The 26,037-nt window shown below is 61.5% G+C and carries 24 protein-coding genes, 1 tRNA gene, 2 pseudogenes and 1 riboswitch; of the genes and pseudogenes, 6 read left to right on the top strand and 21 right to left on the bottom strand.

Translation table 11 applies throughout. The features are described 5' to 3' along the window. Nucleotides 1-82: 82 nt before the first annotated feature. From E4191_RS10150 to E4191_RS10115, 7 genes are all read right to left on the bottom strand, one after another. A complete protein-coding gene (locus E4191_RS10150; protein WP_135313312.1) occupies nucleotides 83-2,125 on the bottom strand; it encodes a sensor histidine kinase in 2,043 nt (680 codons plus the stop codon). A gap of 782 nt (nucleotides 2,126-2,907) precedes the next feature. Further along, on the bottom strand, nucleotides 2,908-3,162 hold the full coding sequence (locus E4191_RS10140) for a hypothetical protein (RefSeq protein WP_407947016.1): 255 nt from the start codon (nucleotides 3,160-3,162) through the stop codon (nucleotides 2,908-2,910). Further along, nucleotides 3,159-3,833, bottom strand: coding sequence for a YcbK family protein (locus E4191_RS10135; protein ID WP_135313310.1), 675 nt, complete (start codon nucleotides 3,831-3,833; stop codon nucleotides 3,159-3,161). Before E4191_RS10135 ends, E4191_RS10140 begins: the two co-directional genes overlap by 4 nt. 74 nt (nucleotides 3,834-3,907) lie before the next feature. Then, the gene (locus tag E4191_RS10130) at nucleotides 3,908-4,243 is read right to left on the bottom strand and encodes a hypothetical protein (RefSeq protein WP_135313309.1); all 336 of its coding nucleotides are present in this window, start codon (nucleotides 4,241-4,243) and stop codon (nucleotides 3,908-3,910) included. A 34-nt stretch (nucleotides 4,244-4,277) separates the two neighbouring features. Continuing rightward, nucleotides 4,278-4,490 carry a hypothetical protein gene (locus E4191_RS10125; protein ID WP_139615473.1) on the bottom strand — a complete coding sequence of 71 codons (213 nt, stop codon included), beginning with the start codon at nucleotides 4,488-4,490 and terminating at the stop codon, nucleotides 4,278-4,280. A gap of 34 nt (nucleotides 4,491-4,524) precedes the next feature. Further along, the gene (locus E4191_RS10120) at nucleotides 4,525-5,802 is read right to left on the bottom strand and encodes an SPRY domain-containing protein (protein ID WP_139615472.1); all 1,278 of its coding nucleotides are present in this window, start codon (nucleotides 5,800-5,802) and stop codon (nucleotides 4,525-4,527) included. Further along, a complete protein-coding gene (locus tag E4191_RS10115; protein ID WP_139615471.1) occupies nucleotides 5,799-6,539 on the bottom strand; it encodes a hypothetical protein in 741 nt (246 codons plus the stop codon). Before E4191_RS10115 ends, E4191_RS10120 begins: the two co-directional genes overlap by 4 nt. A 94-nt stretch (nucleotides 6,540-6,633) precedes the next feature. Between E4191_RS10115 and istA the strand changes: the two are divergent. Both istA and istB read left to right on the top strand, forming a co-directional pair. Continuing rightward, nucleotides 6,634-8,242 (top strand): annotated as a pseudogene (gene istA, locus E4191_RS10110) (IS21 family transposase). Then, complete coding sequence (gene istB, locus E4191_RS10105) at nucleotides 8,175-8,903, top strand: IS21-like element helper ATPase IstB (protein ID WP_135312210.1); 729 nt, start codon at nucleotides 8,175-8,177, stop codon at nucleotides 8,901-8,903. Before istA ends, istB begins: the two are co-directional and overlap by 68 nt. 389 nt (nucleotides 8,904-9,292) lie before the next feature. Here the strand turns inward: istB and E4191_RS10100 are convergent. From E4191_RS10100 to E4191_RS10090, 3 genes and pseudogenes are all read right to left on the bottom strand, one after another. Then, nucleotides 9,293-9,903 (bottom strand): annotated as a pseudogene (locus tag E4191_RS10100) (IS481 family transposase); the annotation flags it as partial. Nucleotides 9,904-10,271: 368 nt separating this feature from the next. Then, a complete protein-coding gene (locus tag E4191_RS10095; RefSeq protein ID WP_135313305.1) occupies nucleotides 10,272-11,120 on the bottom strand; it encodes a hypothetical protein in 849 nt (282 codons plus the stop codon). Next, nucleotides 11,107-12,777, bottom strand: a complete 1,671-nt coding sequence (locus E4191_RS10090; protein WP_135313304.1) for an AAA family ATPase — start codon at nucleotides 12,775-12,777, stop codon at nucleotides 11,107-11,109. The genes E4191_RS10095 and E4191_RS10090 overlap by 14 nt, the downstream gene beginning before the upstream one ends. Nucleotides 12,778-13,173: 396 nt before the next feature. Here E4191_RS10090 and E4191_RS24825 point away from each other — a divergent pair, with 396 nt between their 5' ends. Both E4191_RS24825 and E4191_RS24150 read left to right on the top strand, forming a co-directional pair. After that, nucleotides 13,174-13,539: a DUF4143 domain-containing protein gene (locus E4191_RS24825; protein ID WP_407947015.1), complete on the top strand. Its 366-nt coding sequence runs from the start codon at nucleotides 13,174-13,176 to the stop codon at nucleotides 13,537-13,539. After that, nucleotides 13,524-13,733 carry a hypothetical protein gene (locus E4191_RS24150; RefSeq protein WP_228461225.1) on the top strand — a complete coding sequence of 70 codons (210 nt, stop codon included), beginning with the start codon at nucleotides 13,524-13,526 and terminating at the stop codon, nucleotides 13,731-13,733. Before E4191_RS24825 ends, E4191_RS24150 begins: the two co-directional genes overlap by 16 nt. A gap of 15 nt (nucleotides 13,734-13,748) precedes the next feature. Here E4191_RS24150 and E4191_RS10080 read toward each other — a convergent pair whose 3' ends face one another. The 7 genes from E4191_RS10080 to E4191_RS10050 form a co-directional block, all read right to left on the bottom strand. Next, a complete protein-coding gene (locus tag E4191_RS10080) occupies nucleotides 13,749-14,471 on the bottom strand; it encodes a hypothetical protein (RefSeq protein ID WP_135313303.1) in 723 nt (240 codons plus the stop codon). Nucleotides 14,472-14,491: 20 nt separating this feature from the next. After that, nucleotides 14,492-15,928, bottom strand: a complete 1,437-nt coding sequence (locus E4191_RS10075; RefSeq protein ID WP_135313302.1) for a plasmid recombination protein — start codon at nucleotides 15,926-15,928, stop codon at nucleotides 14,492-14,494. A gap of 241 nt (nucleotides 15,929-16,169) precedes the next feature. Beyond that, on the bottom strand, nucleotides 16,170-17,276 hold the full coding sequence (locus E4191_RS10070; protein WP_135313301.1) for a helix-turn-helix domain-containing protein: 1,107 nt from the start codon (nucleotides 17,274-17,276) through the stop codon (nucleotides 16,170-16,172). A gap of 357 nt (nucleotides 17,277-17,633) precedes the next feature. Beyond that, nucleotides 17,634-17,710, bottom strand: a tRNA-Arg gene (locus E4191_RS10065). Nucleotides 17,711-17,762: 52 nt separating this feature from the next. Beyond that, the gene (tpiA, locus tag E4191_RS10060; RefSeq protein ID WP_135313300.1) at nucleotides 17,763-18,500 is read right to left on the bottom strand and encodes a triose-phosphate isomerase; all 738 of its coding nucleotides are present in this window, start codon (nucleotides 18,498-18,500) and stop codon (nucleotides 17,763-17,765) included. A 72-nt stretch (nucleotides 18,501-18,572) separates the two neighbouring features. Beyond that, nucleotides 18,573-18,944 (bottom strand): HesB/IscA family protein, encoded by a 372-nt coding sequence (locus E4191_RS10055; protein ID WP_135313299.1) that lies wholly within the window; start codon nucleotides 18,942-18,944, stop codon nucleotides 18,573-18,575. A gap of 178 nt (nucleotides 18,945-19,122) precedes the next feature. Continuing rightward, nucleotides 19,123-19,479 carry an SUF system Fe-S cluster assembly protein gene (locus E4191_RS10050; RefSeq protein WP_135313298.1) on the bottom strand — a complete coding sequence of 119 codons (357 nt, stop codon included), beginning with the start codon at nucleotides 19,477-19,479 and terminating at the stop codon, nucleotides 19,123-19,125. 139 nt (nucleotides 19,480-19,618) lie between these two features. Here E4191_RS10050 and tgt point away from each other — a divergent pair, with 139 nt between their 5' ends. Further along, nucleotides 19,619-20,749, top strand: a complete 1,131-nt coding sequence (gene tgt, locus E4191_RS10045) for a tRNA guanosine(34) transglycosylase Tgt (protein WP_135314426.1) — start codon at nucleotides 19,619-19,621, stop codon at nucleotides 20,747-20,749. Between the two features lie 56 nt (nucleotides 20,750-20,805). Then, nucleotides 20,806-20,937: riboswitch (FMN riboswitch) on the top strand. A gap of 77 nt (nucleotides 20,938-21,014) precedes the next feature. Then, the gene (locus E4191_RS10040) at nucleotides 21,015-21,485 is read left to right on the top strand and encodes a 6,7-dimethyl-8-ribityllumazine synthase (protein ID WP_135313297.1); all 471 of its coding nucleotides are present in this window, start codon (nucleotides 21,015-21,017) and stop codon (nucleotides 21,483-21,485) included. Between the two features lie 73 nt (nucleotides 21,486-21,558). On the opposite strand, the gene E4191_RS10035 is transcribed toward E4191_RS10040, so the two are convergent. From E4191_RS10035 to E4191_RS10020, 4 genes are all read right to left on the bottom strand, one after another. Continuing rightward, entirely contained in the window at nucleotides 21,559-22,509 is a 951-nt protein-coding gene (locus E4191_RS10035; RefSeq protein ID WP_228461224.1) for a D-ribose ABC transporter substrate-binding protein, read from the bottom strand. A gap of 69 nt (nucleotides 22,510-22,578) precedes the next feature. Beyond that, nucleotides 22,579-23,616: an ABC transporter permease gene (locus tag E4191_RS10030; RefSeq protein ID WP_135313296.1), complete on the bottom strand. Its 1,038-nt coding sequence runs from the start codon at nucleotides 23,614-23,616 to the stop codon at nucleotides 22,579-22,581. A gap of 20 nt (nucleotides 23,617-23,636) precedes the next feature. After that, nucleotides 23,637-25,160 carry a sugar ABC transporter ATP-binding protein gene (locus tag E4191_RS10025; RefSeq protein WP_135313295.1) on the bottom strand — a complete coding sequence of 508 codons (1,524 nt, stop codon included), beginning with the start codon at nucleotides 25,158-25,160 and terminating at the stop codon, nucleotides 23,637-23,639. Next, nucleotides 25,157-25,813 (bottom strand): DUF2291 family protein, encoded by a 657-nt coding sequence (locus E4191_RS10020; RefSeq protein ID WP_135313294.1) that lies wholly within the window; start codon nucleotides 25,811-25,813, stop codon nucleotides 25,157-25,159. Before E4191_RS10020 ends, E4191_RS10025 begins: the two co-directional genes overlap by 4 nt. Nucleotides 25,814-26,037 lie beyond the last annotated feature (224 nt).

Here is a 26,037-nt window from a genome sequence, read left to right as displayed (position 1 = left end):
ATGAGTAAGCCCATTTAAAAAGCGGATCTGGATCAAGTCCTGCAATTAGTGCAAATGAAATCTGTCTGAGGACATGGTTGTTCTAGGCGTTTGAGCCCCGTATTTCGATGGTGCAGATCACGCCGTCGGGTCGATATTCAATCGAGACTGAATCAGGTTTACTGAACAACAGATCCTTTAAAAGGGAAGAACCCATACCGGATCTCTCTGGCGCGCTAACCACAGGGCCGCGCATTTCCTGCCAGACGATGTGCAGAGAGCTGTCTGCCTTATAGCTCCAGCGCACTGATACTTCTCCCTCGGTTACGGACAGGGCGCCATACTTCAACGCATTGGTGCAAAGCTCATGGAATGCCATCGCGAGAGGACGCATGTGTTCGGTCACGGTGACATCGTCGGGCCCCTCGAAATTGAACGGATTGTGGCCTGCCGACTTGTATGGGTCAGTGATCTCGGACAAGAGATGCTTCAGAGTTGCCCTCTCCGGGTCGCTTCCCGCCGAAAACATCAGATCGGTTGCCTTGCCGATCGCGCGGAGCCGGGTCAGAAAGTCATCCTTCGCGTCGCGAGAATTTTTCGGCCAGGACTGGCGCGCTAATGCGCTGATGACAGTAATTGTATTCATCAATCGGTGCCGCAATTCGCTCGCAACCGTCGCAATGCGGGCCTCCTGCTGCTTCACTCGGGTGATGTCGGCTACGACACCGACGACACGTGTCCCAGTATTGGTAGAGTTGCGGCCAACCTGCCCCCGCATCAACAGCCATTTTTCTGTTCCGTTTGGCCAAATATGCCGAATTTCGGATTCCAGATTTGTGTCGCCTTGGGCAATTCTTTCCAAACTCTCTTCTCTGACCCGCTCGAGTTCTCCGGGCGCGTACCGTGATCGAAGCTCGTCCAGATTTGGAGTGCTGTCTTCTGGAAACCCGTAAAGCCTGTTCAACTCCGGCGATCCGATAACGGTGTCGGTCTCGACATCAACTTCCCAAACGGCCAATTGCCCTGCCTCGATCGCGAGTTTCAAACGCGCCTCACTTTCGGCAAGTTCGACTGTGCGCGTGGCGACATCGCTTTCAAGCATGGCGGCGTAAGCCAGTCCCCTTTGCCGGGCGCGGTAAAGCAATGACAGGATCACCGTGCTAGCCAGTCCGATGGCCACGCCGAAAGCGATTGTCCATGCTATCGATGCCGTCCAGCGTGCAACCATCGCGTCGTAAGACACGCCTACAATCATACGGCTGCCGTATAGTGGCGAGTCGCTCCAGAAGTAGAGGCGTTTAGCATCACCTTTCGACACGCCCATGATTGGCGTCTGAACTTGCGTAGTACGGTCAGCTCTCACTTCCGGTCCATGTTGAGGCCAGCTTTCGGATCCAGGCGGCATTCGTTCATCCAGCTCATCCGCCGGTATTGCTGGCTCGCGGATGAGCGCACGGCCGTCCGGCCCGATCCACCACAAGGAGGCGTCGAACCCGAGGTCGACTTGTTGGAACGTTTGGCCGATCGATGCGGGATCAAGTGACACCTGCACGAAACCGCGCATGGACCCATCTGCGTTCGATAGCCTCCGGCTGGTGTTGATCAGCAGCGCCTCTGCTGCATACTGGTTAACGAGCAAGTTTCCGACATATAGGCGATCGGGATCGTCGCGGACGGTCAGATAGTAGTCTCGGCTAGCCCCGCTCAGATCGGGCGCGGGAAACTCGCGCGTTGTCAGCACGGCCTGACCCTCAGCGTCGCCAACCCATATCGAAGCAATCGTCGGGCTGATGTCGATCAGACTTCGCAGATCATCATAAGCAGCACGATCGACATTGAGCGGACCTGAGGTACCTAGAACGCGCTCGGCCTGTTTGCGCACCAGATCCGCAGTAACGAGCAACCCGTCGGACTGTTCCGCCAAGAGGCCAGACACCGTGGTTGATGTCGAGTGCACGCTGCCCATAAGTGCTTTCCAGTCGTCACGGGCAATCAGCGTGAGCAAAGCGCCAATCGCGATCCAGACAGAAAGCCCGATCGCAACGACCACTCTTTGGTCCCGCGTGAGCCGCGAGGAAAAATATCCCGACTTACTCCCGGCTTCCAGACGGTTCTCCGGATCCTCGCTTGCCTCAGCTGCGGTCATGGTCGTTGCTTCGGTTGTGCTTGTAATGAAACGCTGAGAACCATTGGCCCATCTCTGTTGTTCGACACCGCTTTGGACAGGCTATCGTTGGAAAGTCTGTTCAAATCGGTAAAACATTTTTCACCAACATGTCAGCCCCCCTTTGAGCGGTGCATGGCACGCAGATCGGACGTCGGCGGCGCCCTTTCGCGTCGCGCTGTGAAAGGGTCTTCCGGGAACTGGTCACATTCCGCTGGTTGTGGGGGCACTGATAATGCGACTGCCCCCCGACGGCATCGCTGTGGCACGGTGGATCGACGAAGATCCACAAAAGAGGACGGTCATGTTCGAGATCCAAATGAATACGCTTTGCCCCGCACGTGGGGTGGAGCTGAGGGTAGTGTGACCGGTCCAAACGTCCGCTTCGGCCCGGTACTGCGAACGCTGTGCCACCCCCGCATCGGTTCGGTGTTCCGCCCACCACGTCAATCTAGGCTAAGAATGCTAAGTGACGTCCAAGGGTCCGCTCCGGCCAGATACTGAGAGTGCCCTGCCGCGTCTGCATCGGGCGGCTCCCCGCCCAAGGTGTCGGACTTGCCCTCGCCTAGCTGGGTCAGGGCTCCAGGATCGTATAGCAATGTCTCATGCTTTAGCGGCACGTCCGCGCTTGATCGCGCAAGACCGCGTAATCGCTCAGCATGGCCACCACCGCGGCGCTCTCGGGCAAAGTTTCGACCTCGTCGGCCGCTCGCGTCTGCTCCGCGGCTGAATATTCCACCACGGGTGGGCAGGGCTGCCGTGCATCAGAACTGACCGTCGCGCAGCCGCTCAACCAGAGCGTTGCGATTAGCGGGGCGGCGGCTGGCAGCGTCCAGCATCTGACGTTGGACTTCATAGGTTCTCTCCGATGTTGAATGGCGCTCGGCCAGCCGCCCGGCGCGTTCACCGGCGCGGCGGAGGTTCAGCAGGAACAGGGCAATAGTGAAGGCGGCCAGCAGGACACCCAATGTTTTGCTCACTGCTCCACTAGCGAGACGGGCGGTTATCCAGCCCATCATCGCTGGCCCCGCTTCCAGTCGTCGATGCGGGCATGGATCGTCACGGCGATGCCGATCAGCGCGGTGGCGATGAATACCCAGTGCAGGACGTCGAGATAGGGCACCAGGGGCAGGATGGCAGACTGGGTTTCCGCCAGGACCTCCTGGACCACCTCCACACCGGCGGCACCGACAGTGGCGATGCCCGCCGCCCCTCCGCCTTTCAGAGAACGGCTCTCAGACAACACCTCTCTGGCCGGCGCGATATCCGGTGCGAAGGCCGTTGCACGTATAGGGAAGGGCTGGCCCCAGTGGCGCGCCGGTCCGAGATCGATGTGCATGAAGCCAGAGCGGGGATATGTCCCGAACCCGAGAAAGCCGACTTCGCGAGCCGCTTTCGCGAAGGCTGCCGGGTCATGGTTCAACATAGCGATGTCGAACGCTGTCCCCAGCATGTGCTTGGACGCCGGGGCGCCGCCAACGGCGCGGTTGTGGCTCGGGCTGCGATAGGCGGAGCGGACGATCAGCGGCTTACCAAGGCGATCGCGTAGCGCCTGCAGCTTATCCAACGCTTCGGTATTGATCTTGATCGCCCCCGTGCCACGGCATGCGATCTCGGCGGGGGAGAAGTTGGGCCAGCGCCATGCGGCTTTGGGGACATCGCGGAAATGGGCATAGGTTGTGGTCGTCATTCTATCGGTCTCCGGACATGAAAAAGCCCGCCAAGTGGCGGGTTGGGGGTGGTCTGAACGGGGGGCGGCAGCCGTTATGGCCGTTGGAGGAGTTCCCGCAACAAATCGTTGGACTCGCGCCCCTGCTGTTTCAGCTCATTGATCGAAGCGGAAAGCGCATCGAAGCGCACATCCTGGCGGGCGGCGCTATTTTCCAGCGCCCGTATGCGGGCCTCGAGCTGTGCAGAGCTGGCGCGGTCGGCAACGATCACCTCGCGGGTCTCCATGAGGGCTGCGGTGAGGCGCTCGGTCGCGCCCTGCAGCGAAGCGAGGGTTCCGCCGCCCCACCAGATCAGCCCGGTCACGGAGACCAGCATGGTCCAGGCGAGCGCCTTGTTGACGGTGATGCCGCGGTCGGTGTTGTCGATCATGGTTCCTGCCTGACTATTGTCTGTCGGTGTGCGGTCACGCCACGCGCAGCCAGACGGCGGTGGCCGCTGCGGTGTTGATCTCGGAGGTGAGGTGTCCCCACGAGGCGGGTGCGGGGACTGCAAAGGTCAGCCTTCGGCGCAGGATCTTGCGGGCGGTGGTGACCGGGGCGCCGAGATGTCGAAACCACCGGTTTCCAGCAGTAGCCATCCGGCTGGTCGGCTCATCCGCCATGGCTCTGCCCCTCATTTTGTCCTGGCTCGTAATTCAAGCATCTTTCGGATCAGCCGAGGGGACTGCAACTGGCCGGCACTGGAAAGCTGAACTGAGTTGCCAGTGAACGGAGCGTCCCGCCCTCGTTGGGATCACGCCCCTGAACAAACGGATACCAGACACTGCCTGCGCTCGATGCGTAGGTCGGCGCGTCGGTGTCCGGGTGGTTCGCCCAGACACCATCCTTACCGATCCACAGGCCGCGCGTCGCCGGATCGAAGGCAATCATGAGCACGGCGCCCTTTCCGAACGTCGGACGGGACAGCAACTTGCGCGTACCGGTCGCGGAACTGTCGCTTGACCAGATATCGCCGTTGCCCCTCCACCCGATGGAGCCAAACTGGATCGCATTTCCCGCACCCGACTGCGCCACCTGTTCCCCGCTCGCGACCCCCATGTAGCCGTTGTAATTCGCGTTCGCCCCGTATTCCCCGGCGCATTCGACTTCCCAATATCGCCTCCCGGATGAAAACGACTTCTCGGTCGGCACAAAGCCTTGGTAATCGATCCCCCCGACCGAATTGACGACCGTCATCCCCCCGCGCCAGGCCGCATAGCCTGCCTGAGTCCTCGAGGGGTCAAGGCGCCAGGCCCCGGGCGGTAGAGCAACCTCTGCCGGAGGAAACGGCAGGAACTCCACCGACCAGAAGGTCGCGTTCCATGTCCCCGATGCGCCAAAGCGCGCATGCACGCCGCGCTCGAGCGCATTCTCTGCCAGGAAGCCCGCAAAGCGCCTTGCCGTGCTGGAGGGCGTAAGCAGGTGATAGGGCGCGGTCACCGAGATGACGCCTTCTCCGCCGAGCAGGCCCGAAAGCAGGAAGCCCACGCCGGAGGTGTCGAGATCATAGAGCTGAGGCACAGCCCAATTTGATGCAAAAGCGGCAGCCCACAAGGTCCTGGCCACGCGGCCTACGTTCCGCGCCCCTCGCAGGGCGATGAGAAACCCGTAGGCCCCGGTCCAGCTGATGGTTTCACTTGCGGAGGTCGCGAGCTTCGTCTGCACCCGGAACCCGCGCCAGCCGCTCGCCGAGGTGCCCAACGAGACCCCCGACACGGCCTCGGTATAGCCATCAAGAAGGGCCGGCGGGGCATTGAGCTCCCGGTTCGCCGTCACGGCCACGATCATGTCACCAGGCTGGTGGGTATTAAGGGTCAGAGTCTGAACCCCGTTAGCCGCCATGTTGGACAACGCCACGCCATCCACGAAACTCACCGGCGTCTTGGGTGGGTCCGGCGGTGCCGCTCCAGCGCCGCCGCTAAACAACGTGGAAAACAGCAAGGGCATCACGCGAGGCTCCCAGCAATGGTCATGGAAATACCGGCAATGGCGCTATCGGCGACAGAGGGCGCCACGAAGCGCACCACGTCTCCTGCCGCAAGCACCGCGAAGGCGCCGCCTGGTGTCGCGAAGCTGAAGGCGCCGGCGGGACTGATCGTGATGGTGCCGACCGAAAACCCGTTGCGCGTCAGATCGATGGTAAAGGCGTCCGCAGGATTTGCGTCGACATGCCCGACAGACCCCGTCAGGTTGGCTGGCAGGATCATGGCACGCGGAATGATGACCTTCTCGAGTGTTTCCGAGGCCCCGGGCGTGGGGAAGGTCAGCATCCCGAAGTCGTAGACCTGCGCTGCCGGAGCGGTCGATAGCCCTGCCACGGTAACCCCGCTGCCCGAACTGTAGAACACACTCTCGCTGCCAGGCGCGAGGGCCGCCGTCGCGCCGGTCGCGTTTTTGACGCTCACCTGCCGCGATGTGGTGTTCCTGATCAGCAGCAGCCGCGGGACGGTCGGCAGCACCAGGCTGACGTCGGCCGCCGGCGTGCCGGTGAGCATCAGCCGCACATTGCGCCGCGCCTGCTGGGCCGTGACCGAGACCGACCCACCAGCCGAACAGTCGACGCTGAGCGAGGCGGTCATCGCCAGGTCAAGCGCGTCCGTTGCGTCGTTGATGGTCACCTCTTTCTGGTTCTGGGCGGCGGCCACGTGCGGCGCTGCAAGGTTCGGACTGTGTGTTTCGGCGTGCAAAACTGACCCCCTTGGCGGGGTAATCGGCGTCCAATTTTGACCCCCCTCGGGTTTCATCTGACCATCCGTTGCGAGGCAGCGGATGGAGGGGGAGTTGAAGCGAGTGGATACGATAGCGCGGGTGCGTCGGGCGTTTCATGTGCAGGGCTGGTCGATGAAGCGCATCGTCCGGGACCTGCATGTGTCGCGCAACACGGTGCGCAAGATCCTGCGGTCAGACGAGACGGACTTCACCTACGAGCGTGACCATCAGCCGATGCCGCGGGTTGGGCCCTGGCAGTCGGAGGTGGATCGGTTCCTGGTTGCCAATGAAGGCAAGGCGTCGCGAGAACGGCTGACCCTGATCCGGATCTACGAGGAGGTCCGGTCACTCGGCTACGAGGGCAGTTACGATGCAATCCGGCGTTACGCCAAGACTTGGTCGAAGGCGCGCGGATCAGCGGCTGCCGAAGCCTACGTGCCGCTCTACTATGCGCCCGGCGAGGCCTACCAATTCGACTGGAGCCATGAGGTCGTGCTGATCAACGGCGTGACGACGACGGTCAAGGTCGCGCATGTCAGGCTCTGCCACAGCCGCATGATGTTCGCCCGGGCGTATATGCGCGAGAGCCAGGAGCCTCAGCCATCGGGCTCAAACCGATGGCGCCGCGGTGGCTTCGATGTTCGACGCGCATGACCGGGCCTTCGCCTTCTTCAAGGGCACTTGCACGCGCGGGATCTACGACAACATGAAGACGGCGGTCGAGGCGGTCTTTATCGGCAAGGAGCGGCTCTACAATCGGCGCTTTTTGCAGATGTGCAGCCACTATCTGGTTCAGCCGGTTGCCTGCACGCCTGCGTCGGGCTGGGAGAAAGGCCAGGTCGAGAACCAGGTTGGCCTTGTGCGCGAACGGTTCTTCACCCCAAGGCTTCGGGTCAGGAGCCTGGACGAGCTGAACGTCTGGCTGCTCGACAAATGCATCGCCTATGCGAAGGCGCACAAGCACCCTGAGCGCAGCGATCAGATGATCTGGCAGATGTTCGAGACAGAGCGCGCGACCCTCGTCCCCTATGTCGGCTCGTTTGACGGCTTCCATTCCGTTCCGGCCTCCGTCTCCAAGACCTGCCTCGTCCGGTTCGACAACAACAGGTATTCCGTGATCTCGACGGCTGTCGGACGGCCCGTCGAAGTCCACGCTTATGCCGAGAAGATCGTCATCCGGCAGGACGGGGTCATCGTGGCAGAACATTCCCGCTGCTTTGGCAGGAACGAGACGGTCTACGATCCCTGGCACTATGTGCCTGTTCTGGCACGCAAACCCGGCGCCTTACGGAATGGTGCCCCGTTCCAGAACTGGGTGCTGCCGACCGCGATAGCGACGGTGCGCCGCAAGCTCAAGAGCATGAATGACGGCGACCGACAGATGGTGGCAATCCTCGGCTGCGTCGCGACCGATGGCCTCCTTGCTGTGGAAGCCGCGTGCCAGGAGGCCCTCGCACAGGGCGTCTTTTCGGCGCCGGTCATCATCAACATCCTCGCGCGCAGCCGGGACCCGGCACCACCTCCATTGCTTCTCACCCCCACCGCGTTGCGGCTGACCCACGAGCCCGTGGCTGATTGCGCACGCTACGACAGCCTCAGGAGGACAAACTACGATGGAACGCACCCAGGTTCTGGAATTGATGGCCACTCTCAAGCTCTACGGGATGCGCAGCGCCTATGACGAGATCATGGCCACCAGTATCAAGCGCCAGTTCGAACCGCCCCGTATTGTCGGTGATCTGTTGCAGTCAGAGATCGCCGAGAAGCAGGCCCGATCGATCAAGTATCAGCTCACCGTGGCAAAGCTGCCGCTCGCGAAGGATATCGAAGACTTCGACTTTGCCGACACACCGGTCAACGAGGGCCTGGTGCGCGATCTTGCGACTGGCACATTCGTGGCCGACCAGCGCAATGTCGTGCTGATCGGTGGCACTGGCACGGGAAAGTCACATCTCGCCATCGCGATCGCTCGCGCCTTGATACGGAACGGCACCCGAGGCCGCTTCTTCAACGTGGTCGATCTGGTGAACAGGCTCGATACCGAGAGCCGCAGCGGTAAACAGGGGCGCACGGCCGAATACCTGACCCGTCTCGACTTCATCGTACTCGACGAACTGGGATATCTTCCATTCGCTCAGGCAGGCGGCCAGTTGCTGTTCCACCTGATCAGCAAGCTCTACGAGCGCACGTCCATCATCGTCACGACGAACCTTGCCTTCGGCGAATGGCCGGCCGTCTTCGGCGATGCCAAGATGACAACGGCCCTGCTCGACCGCCTCACGCATCACTGCGAGATCCTCGAAACCGGCAACGAGTCCTGGCGCTTCAAGAACCGCGCCTGATCAGGGTCTGTCCCGCCTCCGCAACATGATCAGCTGCGTCGGGACAGACCCTGATCACCACACAGCTAAGGGGTCAAAATTGCACGCCGAAAGGGGGTCAATATTGGGCGCCGATTGACAGAGGGGGCGAGCCCGAGCGGAAGGACCCCTTTCTATAGAGCCGTGGAGGCGCCATCGGCGACCTCGTAGATAATGTTTGGGCCTTCCGCTTGGGATTTAGGATCTCGTCTTAAGGACGGTGAGGGCGGCAACTTGGCCGACCCTGTATTTGCTATGGGAGAGACCATTTCTTGACGGCGGAGCCCGCTTGGGCGAACATCTTCAGGGCATCCGGTCGCTCGGATGCCCCGTGATCTGACGCCCTGAATGGCAAATCCGTCCCAACATAGGCCGTTATCTGTAAGCACCTTGGTGATCCTCATCGGCGCGGCGCGTTCCAGATCGCGCGAGACAAACGGCGGGCGTTGGCAGCGGTTTTGGCTGGGTAGATGCGCACGAAGACCCACCTCGTGGCGCGGTCGATGGCCACGAACAGATACCGGCGGCGGCTCTCGTCGGCCATCTGCGGCAGGTATTTTACGTCGACATGCACATAGCCCGGCTCGTAAGCCTTGAAGGCCCCGTGCGCAGGTCGTGGCAAGGCAGGCTTCAAAGCGCGCAGATTGCCCACGCCATGCCGGCGCAGGCAGCGGTCCAGTCCGGAACGCGAGACATGAGGGTTCAGGAACTCCCGCACCACCGACAGCAGATCATCCAGCGGCAACAGCAGCGACTTGCGCAGGGACACTGCCACAGCTTCCTGTGCCGGCGTGAGCGTCGACTGAAGCCTGTGCGGCGTGTGGGATCGGTCATGGACGCTGTCTCGGCTCCGCCACTTCCAGACGGTCTGCATGGAGATGCCGTAGCGCTCCGCCACCATCCAGGCCGGTTCCGTGCTTGCCTGGATCGCGGCTCGTATCTTCGGTGTCGTCGCTGCCTGTTTGTGAAGAGAGATCAGCATCCTCGCCTCCCGTCCCGAAACTCGCCCAAGATCGATCTTGCCACGAAAAATGCGGTCCGGCGAGGGTCTATGTGATCATCCGGGATGGGACACCTAGGTACGGCAAGCCTTACTATGCTTAAATTTCTTGTAGATCGCGCCTGATTTGGACGTGAGCGGCATCATCGCAGTTATTGATCGCAAACTACCCCGTTTCGTGCAGCAACCAGAATAGGTAGAGCGACACGGTATAGAACAACGTCGGCCAGTTTTGCTGCAATATCGTCTCCCGTGCCCATAGCTCACCAACTACCGGCAAGGACATGAAACAGGCAAATGAGACAAGAAAGATGCCCAAAGCTATTGAGCGGTAAGTTTTTTGAATATTATTATATATAACCGTTGGCATGATAACGGTTATATAGCCAGCCGGATACATTTTTATTCAAGATTGATCTAAAAAATATTGCTCGCCAAGAGTTAGGGCCCTGTCCTCCAAAACTAGCCTCATGTTGCCCGGCGAGATAATTCTGGAAATCCATTTTTGTTGACATGCACTTTGAGTATCCGGCGAGAATATCTCCGGGCCGATCCCTTACCCTAAACCAATTTTTGGAAAAGAAACTCATAAAATTCGTTCTAAGAATAATGTTCTCGACATGATATTTCAGATTCTCGTAGTTTGGATCATGCATGCTTAGTAAGTAATCAATAGTGAATTTGGGAGGGGTCTCACCGGGGTCAAACAGGATGCGAACTAAAGGCCTCAAAAGGCAGTCATCATAATATGGATGTAGGATCCTAGCTCCAGTTGCCTGATTGTATAGCCTTTCGCCTCGGTCCCCATTGCATGCGCAAGCTGGTACCAAATTAAATGCGAGGAGAGCATATTCGGGATATTTTTGCTTCGTCAGGTAGTGATCGAGTGTCGTGGGATTTTCACCTCCGCACATCGGGCAGGTTTCTCCGGATAATGAATCCCTTAGACTATTTAAATAGGGCAGTCCTAAAGGAGGTTTATCGTATAGGTAGAGTATTGCTTCCTTTTCATCTGCCGAAAGCTTTGTCGCTTTGATATCATTTGGATTTCCGCCAAAATTATCATAATGCCGAGCTAGGCGTTCGGTGCGATTGTAAAACTTTATCAATTTTGGATATGTTTTTTTTAGCTTCTTATTTCGGCACGCCACTTGCAGAAGATCTGAATGGCTGCTTTTAGGTCTATCAATTTTCTTCATGAGCGTTAACAATTCTTGAAATAAGATCTTCAGATGCAATGTTTTTTAATGAATCTCTTATTGTCATGGTGTTGTCATCACGGTTGTTGTGAAAGCGCTCTGCGCGCGTCAGAGTTGTCGCCATTTCATCCTCACCAAAAACAAATAGAGATATCATGCCGACATCGGCGCCAAATGTCTTCATTCGTGGCTTCTGTACTTCGGTTGGTTCGGATAATCCACCTCGGAGAATATGTACAAGTTCCTCTTCAACGCATCGCACGATGTAAGCCGAGTGAGTCGCCACTACTGCAACTGATCCAGTGAGTTCAAGAACCTTGTGCAAAGATCCCATAAGAGCGTCGATGAACTGCGGGTGCAAATAGACCTCCGGTTCATCTAGCAGAAGTAGTGAACCATTTTCGGTGTGAGCGGAAGCGAATACGGAAAAACGAATGTAAGCCTCTTCACCAGAACTAAAATCTCCCGGAGATCCCTTAAAGAGACCCTTCTTAGAATCGATAGAGGCCACGAAGTCCCGAGGGAACTGATCGATCCGTTCCCCCAGTGAGGTTGCGAAAGTGATGGTCCCAGATTCAGGGTACGGTCTTGCGATAGTCAGTATATTTATCGGCCCATAGTCATTATGATACACGCAGATCCGCGAACGATTTTCAGCCTCTTTAATAATATCTTGAAAAATTACAAACCTGGAGAGGTTTGCTATCTCAGTATCTTTCTCGATCATACTTAGCAGAACCGAGATTACGCTACTATTCGACGTAGAATCTTCATGCGCGAGGTTGTGAACTTTGTATCCAGATATCCGCCTAGACAGTGTCTGTGGTGGGTAAATTTTTGATACTCTCGATCCGGTATAAAATGCAAGTACTCGACTCGGCGTAAAGTTTCCATGCCAATTCCCTTTGGAGACTGTGAGCGCACTCTTCGCTATGTGTCGGAGTGTTTGACTTTTACCCGACCCATTCTTTCCGATAAGTATTGCTGCTCTTCTTCCTAGATCGGTCGTTTGACCGAAGTTAAATTGGAATTGATACGATTGTCCTGAACAAAGTTGGAAGCCGCAAGAAAATTCTGGTCGAGCATGGTCTATTGCTGCCCGCTCGGTATCGTCAAGAATACTCCTCCCATGGTCTATCAGGAATAATTGCTCTGAGTTAGTGGCAAGGGACTTTAATAAACGTTGCTGTAAACGCTTGTTTCTAATGATTGCCTTGTTGGGTTGGTATTCTTTAGTGGCGAGGATGTCATTTGTTGCTAAGAGAGCTTCAATTCCAGCCTTTACGCCGATCCTTGAAATGATCTGTCTATAACTATCTGAAGTCAAAGCTAAGCTCGCAAACGTGAAGCCTACGGTTTTTTGATCATAGCTTAGCAATTCTTTTTCTTCCGTGGCTTCAACGACAATTTTATAAGCACTCTCGAAGCTCAATAGTGAATTTTTTTCAGCATCGCGCATAAATGCGATATTTATTCTTGTAACGTACTCGTCCTCATTCCAAAACTGCTCCCGTCGACCTTGACGACTTGTGTGAATGTAGCTGCGGCACACCCCATTTTCAGACAGTGAGATCAAGATGAATTTGTCAAGGTTGCGTATTTTTGATCGAACGGCTTCAAGGTTTGAGATTGTGAAAAATACAGGAAAACTAGACATAGAGGCTCCCAAATTCAGCTAGTTCGTTATAAGAAGATCGCCTATGCGCTCGCTAGAAAGTTGGTTTTAGTCATCGTACAGAGATCGCAAATTTTTCATAATGTTTCGAGAACACATTGTTGTATTGATCGGGCCTTACTACTAGTCAGCGATATCATCAAAAGTCAGACTAATTTATTCTTCGATAGTCGTTTCGCGTGACGGACTTTAGGTTAGAACTTTGCGCTTTACTAGTCTATGATAGATAAAGAAGCGATCGGACAAGAGACTTTATTTATATTTTTTAGCGTGGACGAAAAGGAGCTGAATACCTTCCGTTCTCGCAACGATTAAGCTTGCTCTTGCTAGCGGTGCAACTTCATCCGCACCGCCGAAACGCTGTGCCGTTTTTGGACCATGCTGGCGCACCATCGTTCCAGCCGGTCCCATGGCGCTGAGCTGGCCCGCGTTCTTGGCGTGGATGGCAAAACCGTGTGGCCCTATCTCGACCTGCTGGTTGTTCTAATGCTTGTCCGCCGGTTGAAGCCGTGGCGCGCCAATATCGGCAAGCGGCCGGTGAAATTTCCCCGCATCTATGTCCGCGATATCGCATTCTCCAAACTCTTCTGGGGCGGCAAACACTGGAGGACGTTCTGGTGCATCCTGTCGCCGGCGCAGGCTGGGAGGGGCTGGTTATCGATACTGCGCATGCCACAATCCCTGAGGGCACGCAGGCGCAGTTTTAGCGCAGTGGGGCAGGGGCCGAGGTGGATCTGGTGCTGACGCTGCCCCAGGGTGCGCGGTGGGCCATCAAGATCAAACCCAGCCTGTCACCAAAAATCGAACGAGGCTTCCATCACGCCTGCGAGGATCTGGAGCCAATACGACGTATTGTTTCCTATCCCGGCACTGATCCTTTACCGCTGACTAACGGGATAGAGGTCATGTCGCTGCGCCACTTGCTCAGGAACTGGTGACGGAACAATAGCCAGTCACCGCTGTGCCATGACGCGATACATCCTGCCATTGTAGCGCGCGAGATTCGACAAGCCTGCAGCCCGCCACGCGCGGATTTCCTGCCCTTCGGGCACGACAATGAACACTCGATTTTGGCCCTCGACAAGCGTAATACCAAGCCGGTCCCGAAAATGGCTGAACCTTTCCAGCTCAGCCTGAACGGCGTCGCGCTCGGTGGAAAGGGCTGCAAATTCCGCCCCGACATCCTCACTGCTACGCTCGACCTCGGCCTGCTGCGCGGCAAGCTGCTGGTGCAGCTCGGCTATTGCGCGCTGCCCCTCCTCGCGTGCGTCCGTCAGTTCGTCAACATTCGCGGTTCGTATCGCATCCGCTTCCAGCCTCGCAGCGTCAATAAGGCTGGTTGCTGCCCAACCCGCCAGCAAGACAATGACAACGGCGGCAAGACACGCCCCGCCAACTGCCGTCCACGCCCACCGAGCCTGCCGCCGAAGTGCCACTTCGTTGGCTTTCAGCACTCGTCTCATCCCCTCGCTATCCTGCCGCAACCGAGTTGATGCATTGGTGGCGTCGCGGATCTGTGCGCCGACACCGGATTTGAGATCATCAATCCGATCCATCTCGGCAGCCAGAGTGACCTTGATGCCGTCCGCGTGGTCCGAGAGCATTGCTTTCAGCCGAACCAGCTCCTCATCGGCAGCCTGCGCTCTTGCCTGTTGCCGTTGCTGAATTTCGGCCATTCTAGCGCCAAGTATGTCAGTCAAGGCTCAAACCCTCCTTGCGGTCTGGGCGACGGGGGATCGACGCGCTGCACCAGTTCGGATACTCGCGTTCTCTCGTCTACATGTTCGACAGCCGTGAGCCGTCCCTTCAGGCGGTCCCATAGCTTTGCCACCGTCGAAACCACATCGCGCAGAGCGGTTCCGATTTTCAGTGCCTGTGCCCGGTCGCGCAAGGCATCGTCACGGATGTACCAGCCCGCGCCATCGGGCTTCATGCCAACGTCTCCGTTCAAGACTCCTGCAATTAGGCGAACGGCGACAACAGCTGCCTCTTTCGAGATATGCTCTGTGATCGCCGCTTTCTCTGTCTCAAAGGCGCGCCGTGCATTAAGAAGTTCTTGGGTCATCTGTGTCGCCTTGCGCTCTGCCTGTGTCAAAGCGGTGTTGGCCCGGGTGGCGGTTTGCGCGGCGAAATCTTCTGCGATAGCTTTAATTTTCTTCGCCTCCTCCTCCGCAGCGGCCCTGAGAGCTGCCGCCTCAGTAGCCTGCGCCTTTACGAGACGTGCCACACGGGCCCTCTCCTGATCGGCAAACGCCTTGTCAGCTTCCGCTTGAGCGTAAAGTATCTCTGCCGCATCGAGCTTTGCCACGATGTCCTGGGCCTTGATTTCGACCGACTGGTTCAGGGCATCCTCCCGCTCTGCCAGTTCGATCGCCTTTTCTTCGATCTGCTGCATGGTCAGGGCGGTCCGCATCGCATCGCCCTTTCGGGCGCTCCATTGCTGCCGTGACAGCCGCTCACGCTTCGGCCCGGTGCGGGTTAGGCCCGACGCAAGCCCCACTTCGTCATAGTACTGGTCTTGGAGCTCACGAGCCTTCGCACGGTAGGCAAGGTTGCCGAACTTCACGGCAGTCTTGTCATCGTGGCCTGTGTCGCGGGCCGTGGCCTCTGCTTCCGTCTTGATGACCCAACACGGGTTCAGCTCTCTGGCCGAACAGCCGGTGTCGTTCAGTGGCAAAATGTAGGCGTGCAGATGGGGGTGCTCCTCATCGACATGCTCGATCATGCTGACAAGCTGCTCGCCGAAGAGGCCGCGCAAGAAGCGCAAATTCCGATCAACCCACGCGTCGTAATCAGCCTTGGCCGCAGGATCGCTCATGATCTGAGATGTCAGGTTTGGGTGGGACGCAACACAGGTCATCAACGTGTGGCGATCTTTGCGGATGCCTCGCCGCGCTGTCTTGCCGTCCTTCAAGGAAACAGTGACGCCACCAGCCGCGACCATTTCATCGTGGCGCTGGCGCACGCCGCCCGGCGACAGACCAAAGATAACCCGGTGCTCCTTTGGATCATCGACATGGCGCGAATACCTTGGCTCACGCGCAGCCTCAGCAAGCACCTGCTCGACCGACTGCCCGCCCTTGTTGGGGCTGCGCGCAAAGGACTGGATGTGAAAGAACTGGGGACCTGCCATCACGCAGCCCCCGTTGCAAAGAAACGCACTACTGACCGACTATTATGTTGCGAGCAACATGTCGGCGAGGGCGCTGCGCCCCTCGACCCCGCAAGCGGCTGCGCCGCCGATCCGTCCCGGATCGAAGCCGCCTGCAGCGGCTGTGAAACCTTCCCTTCGCCAGCCTCCTGACGGGCGCTGCGGGCAGGTTTCACAAGAGGACGGCGCATGAACCGCTGCCGCGCACTCAAAGACCCGAGCGTCACTGCCGACATGCCTGACCCTCGCCTTTGCTGAACTGCATCAACTCACCCAGCAAGGCGCTCGTGACTGCCTTCCCTCTCGCCTCCGCACGCACCATTCCCGCAAAGGCCGAAGCTGCATCCCGAACCCGGAAGCCCCCAACCCGCTCGGCGTTCCGGTCGGCGATGAGCAAGCAGAGAACACTCTGCGCCTCACCCAGCAAATCGCAGGCGTTCGACCACAGCGCACCAGATATGCCGATCATCGCAGCCCGCTCACGCGCAGCCAGCCCCATCGCCTGCCACGTTAGTGGCCCACCCGGTGACAGGGCATCTGCGTAGAGGCTGATCACCTCGTGGAAGCCGGTGCTGGCAAGCAGAATCACTTGATCCGGTGAAGTGTGCGGCACCTTCCGCTTGACCTGTCGCCTGCTACAGATTTCGGTTTTATTTTCTTCCTTAGTATCTGGTCGGGCCGAATTGTCCGACGCCGCGGCCTCTACTGTCCGACCGGAGCAAACCGAAAAATCGGCCAACACAGCCGAAAGAGCGTCGATAATCTGGACCAGCCTGTCATGGCTCTGCACCTCGGAAGGCCTTAGACGGGGGAAAGCAGCGCGCGCGGCGGCAAGAGCTTCCGGCGCATCGAGTCCATGGATTTTCTTGATCAAGTCATTGGCTTTGTACCGTGCCGCCTGCAGCTCCATCGCATGGGCCGCCTGCCGCGAGATCAAGTCCAGAAGCTCGCCAGCGCGGTCGATCAGCGGCGCGATATTGATACCGCTCGCGGCGGTGATACGTCCATCTGACGCCCGGACGCCGAACCTTCGTCCGTTCCGCATCGTCGTGCGACAAATCAGTGTACGCTCGGATAGTCGCGCTTCGATGCGATTGATCTGGCGCACAGAAAGACCAAGTTCATCTGCCAGTCGCGCCACCGAGGTCCAAATGGCACAGATCCTGCCTGGCTCGAAATCCTCGCGCTGCACCTTCCGTAACGCCCATCGGACGTAGGATATGTCCTCGTCACGAAGTCCCAGCTGCTTCCGCAGTTTCGCAAGGATGTCTGCCAGATCGAAGGGCCGCACATTGGCGAGCAGCCCGCTATGGGTCAGCGTTGTGCTCATGCCTGCCCCCACGAAACGAAGGCTGACGAAAGTGTTGCGGGCGATTCCACGCTCGGGTAACCTGTCCGGGCAGATACTTGCTGAATGCTGTTGTCGGAGTGGGCGGCCACCCCTCCGGCAACGTTCATTTTGGGGCTGGCTTTACTACTAGAGTGCTTCGCCAAGCCGCAGCGCGCATCAAAAAATGCGAAAGATCCCTCCCAGCGCTTCGATGCCGCACGTCCTTGAGTTCTGGACTGTCCCAAATTTCTCGCAAGTTTCAGACGCAGAGCTGATGTTCTATGAACACACTGCGAACCAGTCGAATCTGCCACCGCCGCGGCTAGATTAGAACCAACTGAAATTGAATTAGAAAATTGGTGCACCCGAGTGGATTCGAACCACTGGCCTCTGCCTTCGGAGGGCAGCGCTCTATCCAGCTGAGCTACGGGTGCCTGTGGCGCCTGATTACCGGTCCGGCCGGGGCGGCGCAATGGTGAAAATCGATCAAGCCGCGTCCAGCGCGGCGACGATGGGCAGGAAGTCCGCGGCCTTCAGGCTGGCGCCGCCGACCAGGGCGCCGTCGACATGGGGGATCGCGAAGATCTCGGCCGCATTGGCGCCCTTGACGCTGCCGCCATAAAGGAGGCTCACCTCGGCCCCGTCAGGCAGGCGGTCGGACAGGTCCGCGCGCAGCCGGGCATGCACCTCGGCGATCTGCGGAATCGTGGGCGTGCGGCCGGTGCCGATGGCCCAGACCGGCTCGTAGGCGATGACGGTGTTGGCGGCCGTCGCCCCCTCGGGGACCGAACCTGCCAGCTGGGCGGCGATGACCTGCAGCGTGTGGCCGCCGTCGCGCTGATCTCCGGTCTCGCCCAGGCAGATGATCGCGATCAGCCCGGCCCGGTGGGCCGCCAAGGCCTTGGCGCGGACCGTCTCGTCGGTCTCGTGGTGATCGGCGCGGCGCTCGGAATGGCCCAGGATCACATGGGTGGCGCCCGCATCGTGCAGCATGGCGGCAGAGATGTCGCCGGTATGGGCGCCCGAGGCTGCGGCGTGGCAATCCTGGCCGCCGACCGCCACGACGCCCTTGGCGATCATCGCCGGGATCAGCAGCGAGGGGGGGCAGATAAGCACGTCGCAGGAGGAACCCTTGACCGCTTCGGCCATCGCGTCGATCTGGTCCAGCGCGGCCAGATCCCCGTTCATCTTCCAGTTGCCTGCGGCCAGTTTGCGCGGTGCCATCGAAGCCTCCCTTTTGGGACGGGCTTAGACAGCCCATGGCGGGGGCGCAATATTGGTAGCGCTGCCAGCGGCTCAGCTTTGCGCGCGGCTGCCCTCGATCGGCTCGAAGCGGACGGATTCGCCGCAGCCGCAGCTGTCGGTCACATTGGGATTGCGGAACCGGAAGCCCGATTCCAGCAGCCCGGTCTCGTAGTCGATCTCGGTGCCGAACAGGAACATCTGCGCCATGGGCGCGATCATCACGCGGGCGCCGTCCAGCTCCACCACCTCCTCGTTGGGGGCAGGGGTCGCGGCCAGCTCCATCGTGTATTCCATGCCCGCGCAGCCGCCCTTCTTCAGGCCGATCCGCAGGCCATAGGCGTCCTTGCCCGCCATCAGCCGCACGATCTGGGCGGCGGCAGCAGGCGTGATCGAGACGGGGGAGGTGCCGGGAATGGCGAACATGAGCAGGATCCTTTCGGGGCTGTCCTCAAGATAGGCATGCAGACCCCGGGCATTCAAGCCGCGCCCGCGGGTTCTTCTTCACTCGGATATCCTCAGGGGCCGTTCCGAGGTCCGCCACCGGTTCGAGGACCGATGGACGGCGCGGGCGAGGCCCCCCGCCCTTTGCAAGTCCGTAGCCTCACATGAAGCCCAGTTCCAGACGCGCCTCGTCGGACATCATGTCCATGCCCCATTGCGGCTGGAAGGTCATCTCGACATCGACCTGCTTGACGCCCGGCACCGCCTCGACGGCATCCGCGACCCAGCCCGGCATCTCGCCCGCGACCGGACAGCCCGGGGCGGTCAGCGTCATGATGACCCGAACCTCGGACGCATCGTTGATCTCGACCGTGTAGATCAGGCCCAGATCGTGGATGTTCACCGGGATCTCGGGGTCGTAGACCGTCTTGCAGGCCTCGACGACCGGCTCGTAGAGCGGGTGATCGGTGGTCGAGGGCGCGATCAGCGGGGCGCCTTCCATCAGGGGTTCGGTCATCGCGTCATCCTTCAATTCCGACCAATTATATAGGGCGCCTCGGCGCCGCGGTCCAGTGGTGGCCCGCATTGCGCCGCAGGGGGCGCGGGGCTACAAGCGGCCGGTTCCCTCCCCCGCGTCCCCGATCGCAGGCTTGATGATGACCACGCGCTTTTCCTTTTCCCTGACCGCCACCGACGGGGCCGCGCGCAGCGGCGTCATCGACACGCCGCGCGGGCAGATCCGCACGCCCGCCTTCATGCCGGTGGGCACCGCCGCGACCGTCAAGGCGATGCTGCCCGAAAGCGTGGCGGCCACCGGGGCCGACATCCTGCTGGGCAACACCTATCACCTGATGCTGCGCCCCGGGGCCGAGCGGGTGGCGCGCATGGGCGGGCTGCACCGCTTCATGAACTGGGACCGGCCCATCCTGACCGACTCGGGCGGCTTCCAGGTCATGAGCCTGGCGGGCCTGCGCAAGCTGACCGAGGCGGGGGTCACCTTCTCCAGTCATGTCGACGGGTCCAAGCATTTCCTCAGCCCCGAGACCAGCATGCAGATCCAGGCGCTGCTGGGCAGCGACATCGTGATGGCCTTCGACGAATGCCCCGCGCTGCCCGCGACGGACGAGGCGGTGGCCGCCTCCATGCGCCTGTCGATGCGATGGGCGCAGCGGTCGCGCGACGCCTTCGGCGACCGGCCCGGCCATGCGCTGTTCGGGATCATGCAGGGCGGCGTGACGCCCGAGCTGCGCGCGGAATCGGCCGAGGCGCTGACCGGCATCGGCTTTGACGGCTATGCCGTGGGGGGCCTTGCCGTGGGCGAGGGGCAGGAGGCGATGTTCGGGGTCCTCGACTATGCCCCGGGCCTGCTGCCGGTGGACAAGCCGCGCTACCTGATGGGCGTGGGCAAGCCCGACGACATCGTGGGGGCGGTGCAGCGCGGCATCGACATGATGGATTGCGTGCTGCCCTCGCGTTCGGGGCGCACCGGGCAGGCCTGGACGCCGCGGGGCCAGGTCAACATCAAGAACGCCCGCCACCAGGACGACCCGCGCCCGCTGGACGAGGACTGCACCTGCCCCTGCTGCACCGGCTATTCCCGCGCCTATCTGCACCACGTCTTCCGCGCGAAGGAGATGATCAGCGGCATGCTGCTGACCTGGCACAACCTGCATTACTACCAGCAGCTCATGGCGGGCCTGCGGGACGCGATCGCGGCGGGCCGGCTGGACGCCTTCGTGGCCGGGTTCCATGCGCAGCGGGCCCAGGGCGACATCGACCCGCTCTAGGGCCGCGATTTCCGCAGCGCCCCTCTTGGCGCGGGGACGGGCAGGGGCTATCGTCGCGCTGTTCTCAGGGCGGGGTGCAATTCCCCACCGGCGGTCACAGCCCGCGAGCGCCCGTCCGCAAGGCCGGGGTCAGCAGATCCGGTGGAACTCCGGGGCCGACGGTATAGTCCGGATGGAAGAGAACCGCGACCGAGGCGCCCCCAAGCGCCCGGGCGTGGTGCATGCCTTGGGACCTGACGCAATTCACACGTAAGGTTCCTGACCGATGACCACATTCCCCCGTATCGCCTTCATCAGGGCCCGCTGGCACGCCGATGTCGTGGACCGCGCGCATGAGGGCTTCCTGGCCGAGGCCGCCCGCCTGATGCCCGGTGCACAGATTGATCCCTGGGACGTGCCCGGCGCGTTCGAGATGCCGCTGCTGGCCAAGCAGCTGGCGCAGACCGGCCGCTATGACGCCGTGGTCGCCGCCGCCCTGGTGGTCGATGGCGGCATCTATCGCCACGACTTCGTGGCGCAGGCCGTGGTGTCGGGCCTGATGCAGGCGGGGCTGGAGACCGGCGTGCCCGTCTTCTCGGTCTCGCTGACGCCGCACAACTATCAGGAAACCGACCTGCTGACGGCCTTCTACCGCGACCATTTCCTGGCCAAGGGGGCCGAGGCCGCCCGCGCCGTGACGCAGATGCGGGCCGTGGGCGCGCGGATCGCCGGTCTGGGTCGCGCCGACGCGGCCTGAGGCCCCGAATGGGACCGGGGCGCGGTGATCCGCGCCCCGGTCGTTTTTTACCCCGCCTTGGCGGTCAGGGGTCTTACTGGTCCAGAACGAAGGGCGCGCTATAGGCGTCCACGTTCTCGGGGGTGATCAGCAGGCAGTCGAACAGCTGCTTTTCGGCATCCGCCCCGGTCTCTCCGGTCTTGATGAAGTTGTCGGCCTGACGCACGGCTTCCTCGGCAAAGATCGCGACGGGCTGCAGGACGGTATAGGCCATCTCTCCGGCGCGCACGGCTTCGACCGCATCGGGGCTGCCGTCGAAGCCGCCGACGATGACGCCCTCCAGCTGGCCGGATTCCTTCAGCGCGGCGATGGCGCCCAGGGCCATCTCGTCATTGCCCGAGATCACCCCGGTCACGTCCGGGTTCGCCTGCAGCAGCGACTGCATGCGCTGATAGCCTTGGGTGCGGTCCCAGTTGGCGACCTCCTGGCCCACTTTCTCGAATTCCGGATACTGGCTCAGCACCGTCTCGAACCCGTTCGAGCGGGTCTGGGCGTTGTTGTCGGACGGCGCGCCGAACAGTTCGACGAACTGGCCGCCCTCCTCGCCCATCGCCTCGACCCAGGCCTGCGCGCCAAGGGCCGCGCCCTGGGCGTTGTTCGACACCAGCTGCGCCTTGGCCAGGCCTTCCTGGTTGATCTCGGCATTCACCAGGAACACCGGGATGCCCGCATCGACGGCCTTCTGCACGGCGCCGACCGAGCCGTCGGCATTGGCCGGGTCCAGGATGATCGCGACCGACTGGTTGGTGATCGCGGTGTCGATCAGCGTGCTTTCGGTATTCGTGTCGCCGCGATGGGCGGCCACGTTGGCGGTATAGCCCAGCTCCTCGGCGGTGGCCTTGGCGACCTCGCCCTCGGTGAACCAATAGGGGTTGGCCGGATCGTTCACGATCACGGTGATCAGCCCCTCGGCCCAAGCGGATCCGGCCATCAGCGGCACGGCGGCCACGGCGGCCATCAGCATCCGGCGCGTCATCTTCATCATGTCTCTCTCTCCCTTGTGGTGGTGGTCCTGCCCGGCCCCGCGCGGGGTCCGGGGAAGGTCGGTCCGGGGTCAGCCCTTGCGCGGGCCGCCGCCGTATTGCAGCGAGTTCATCAGCACGGCCAGCACGATCACGGCACCCGTGAACACGGTCTGCCAGTAGGAACTGACCCCGATGATCACCAGACCCGCCGACAGAAAGCCGATGACGAAGGCGCCCAGCATGGTGCCGCGCACATTGCCGCGCCCGCCGGTCAGGGCGGCGCCGCCGATGACGACGGCGGCGATGGCCGTCAGCTCGTAGGTCGTGCCCGCCGTGGGACCTGCCGAGGTCAGCTGAGAGGCGAGGACCAGCCCCGCCACCGCCGCAAGCGCGCCCGACACCGCATAGACGGTGATCTTGACCCGCTTGACCGGCACGCCGGACAGCTCCGCCGCACGCTCGTTCCCGCCCGAGGCATAGAGCCAGCGCCCGAAGGCCGACCGCGCCAGCATCAGCCCGGCGGCCAGGGCCACGACGGCCAGCACGATCACGCTGATCGGCACGCCGCCGATGCGGTAGAAGCCCAGCCAGTTGAAGCCGGTGTTGCCCAGGGCCTCGGAGCCGCGCAGGTTGTTGTAGGTCAGCCCGTTCGTCATCAGCAGCGCGACGCCGCGCGCCACATACATCACCCCAAGCGTGGCCACGAAGGGCGGCACCTTGAAGATCGCGACCAGCACGCCGTTGACCGCGCCCACGGCGGCGCCAACGCACAGCGTCAGCACCACGACCGCCCAGACCGGCGGGTACAGGATCACGCCAAGCGCGTCGATCTCGACCCCCTGCATCAGCGCGCCCGCGACCACGCCCGACAGCGCCAGGATGGACCCCACCGACAGGTCGATCCCGCCGTTCAGGATCACCAGCAGCATGCCCACGGACAGGATGCCATAGATCGCCACCTGGCTGGACATGATCAGCAGGTTGCCGACCGTGAAGTAGTTGGGCGACAGGATCGAGAAGACCGCGATGATGGCGATCAGCGCGAAGAAGGCGCGCCCCTCCAGCAGCAGGCGGCCGATGTTCAGGGACCGGGGCTTGGCGGGGGCGGTCGTGGTGGTGGCGGACATGGGTTCCTCCCTCTCGCGCGTCATGCGGCCACGGACTCGCCCGAGGCGGCCATGATCTTTTCCTTGGACACGCTGCTGTCGAATTCGGCCGAGATGCGGCCCTTGTGCATGACGATGATGCGATGCGCGATGGACAGGCATTCGCTGACTTCCGAGGTCGAATAGACCACCGCCAGCCCCGATTGCGCGCCCTCCGCCAGCAGGCGGAACACCTCGGCCTTGGCGCCGATGTCGATCCCGCGCGAGGGTTCGTCCAGCAGGATCACCCGGGGCTGGGTGGCCAGCATCTTTCCGATGACCACCTTCTGCTGGTTGCCCCCCGACAGCGACCCGATGGCGGCATGCCCGCCCGAGGTCTTGACGGTCACCCGCCGGATGCTGTCATCGACGAGCGCGCGTTCGGTCCGGGCGCTGGTGAACAGCCCGCGCGTGAAGCGGCGGATCGAGGCCAGCGACAGGTTCTGCCCCACGCTCATCGTCTGGACCAGACCGTCGCGCTGGCGATCCTCGGGGACCAGCGCCAGCCCGCGCGCGATGCGCTCGGCGATGCTCAGATGGCTGATCTCGTGTCCTTCCAGGACGACCTGACCGGCGGTGGCGCGCAGACGCCCCGCGACGGTCTCCAGAAGTTCGGTGCGGCCCGCACCCATCAGGCCATAGATGCAGACGATCTCTCCGGCGCGGACATCGAGGTCCAGGCTCTGGACCAGATCCTGCCCCGTGGCATCGGGCACCGACAGGCCCCGGATCGACAGGGCGACATCGCCCCGTTCCGTGACGGGGGGCGATCCCAGATCGTAGTTCTCGCCCACCATGTTGCGCACGATCCATTTCAGGTCGATCTCGGCGCGCGGCGCATAGGCGGTCATCACCCCGTCGCGCAGCACCACGGCATGGTCGGTGATGGTCAGCGCCTCTTCCAGATGGTGCGAGATATAGACAATGCTGACGCCCTTGGCCGTCAGGTCGCGGATGACCTTGAACAGCACCTCGACCTCGCTGGCCGACAGGGCGCTGGTGGGTTCGTCCATGATCAGGATGCGGCTGTCCACCGACAGGGCGCGGGCGATCTCGACGATCTGCTGCTGGCCGAGGCGCAGGTTCTCGACCGGGGTCAGCGGGTCGATCTCCTCCTCCAGCTCGGTCAGCAGGGCGCGGACCTGGCGCTCCTCCTCGGCGAAATCGACGCCGGTGGGGCCGGTGATCTCGCGCCCCATGAAGATGTTGTCACGGACCGACAGGTTCGGCGCGAGGCTCAGCTCCTGATGGATGATCGAGATGCCCCGGTCGCGCGCCTCGTTGGCATTGGCGAAGCTGACCGGCCGGCCGTCCAGCTCGATCTCTCCGGATGTGGGCTGGATGACGCCCGACAGGATCTTCATCAGCGTGGACTTGCCCGCGCCGTTCTCGCCGAACAGCGTCGTGACCTGCCCGCGATGGATGTCGAAGTTCACGCCCTTCAGCGCATGGACCTGGCCATAGGACTTGGCGACGTTGCGGGCGGCCAGGACCGCCTCGGGGGCCGTTGCTGCCGGGGCGGTCATTCGACCTCCAGCGCGACGGGGGTGATCAGCCAGTTCGCGGGGTTGATCAGCCGGAAGGCGCCGGTGACGGTCACCTGCCGCCCCGCCAGCGCGGTGGTGTCGACGGGGGCCAGAACCTCGGCCGCCATGGCGCGGTTGATGCCCGATCCGGCGTCCTGATATTCGATTTGGTTGGTGAAATCGCCGAAGGCGATGTCGCCCGGCGCGTCGCGCAGCTCGGTCCCGTTGATCGCGGGGCCGGTCTGGACGCGGATGCGCAGGTCCTCGGGCAGGCCCTCGACGGTGACGGGATAGACGCCGGCGCGCGGCTCGCCGGCCGTGCCGGTCAGGGTGACCATCAGGATCGCCCCGGTCGAGGCCGGGGTGCCGTATTCGGCCGCCGCCGCCGCCTGATCCGCCGCGATCGCCGCCGCCAGATCGGGGGCGGGGACGGCGCGGTCGATCACCGTGTCGCGGATGCGGGGGAATTCGGCGGTGCCATAGGCATCGGCGGAAAAGGCCTGCTGGCGGGTGTCGGTCTCGGACCCGACGCGGACGACCGTCGTGTCCAGCGCGATGGCGGCCAGCACCGCCACCCCCAGGGCCAGCGAGAGGATCAGGCCCCGGCGCGGGGGCGAGGGCGCCTTGGGCGCGGTCTGCAGACTGTCGGTCATGGGCATACCTCGGGCCCGGGCCGGGCCGGGCCGGACGGGCAGGGGGCCGGAGCGATCCTGCGCCGGCGCATGTCTGTGCTGATGGGTGTCCTCATCCGTCCCGGCCTCCCCTCCGGTCGATCCGCCGTCCCGGTGCAGCCGGTTGCGGCGAATCCGCGCATGGTGACATGTCGCGTTCCTCAAAGCGTAACTGAAATAAATTGCGCTGTCCGTAAAAAAATACG

Source organism: Paracoccus liaowanqingii (assembly GCF_004683865.2).
Lineage (GTDB): Bacteria > Pseudomonadota > Alphaproteobacteria > Rhodobacterales > Rhodobacteraceae > Paracoccus > Paracoccus liaowanqingii.
This window is presented reverse-complemented; position numbering and strand designations above follow the sequence as displayed.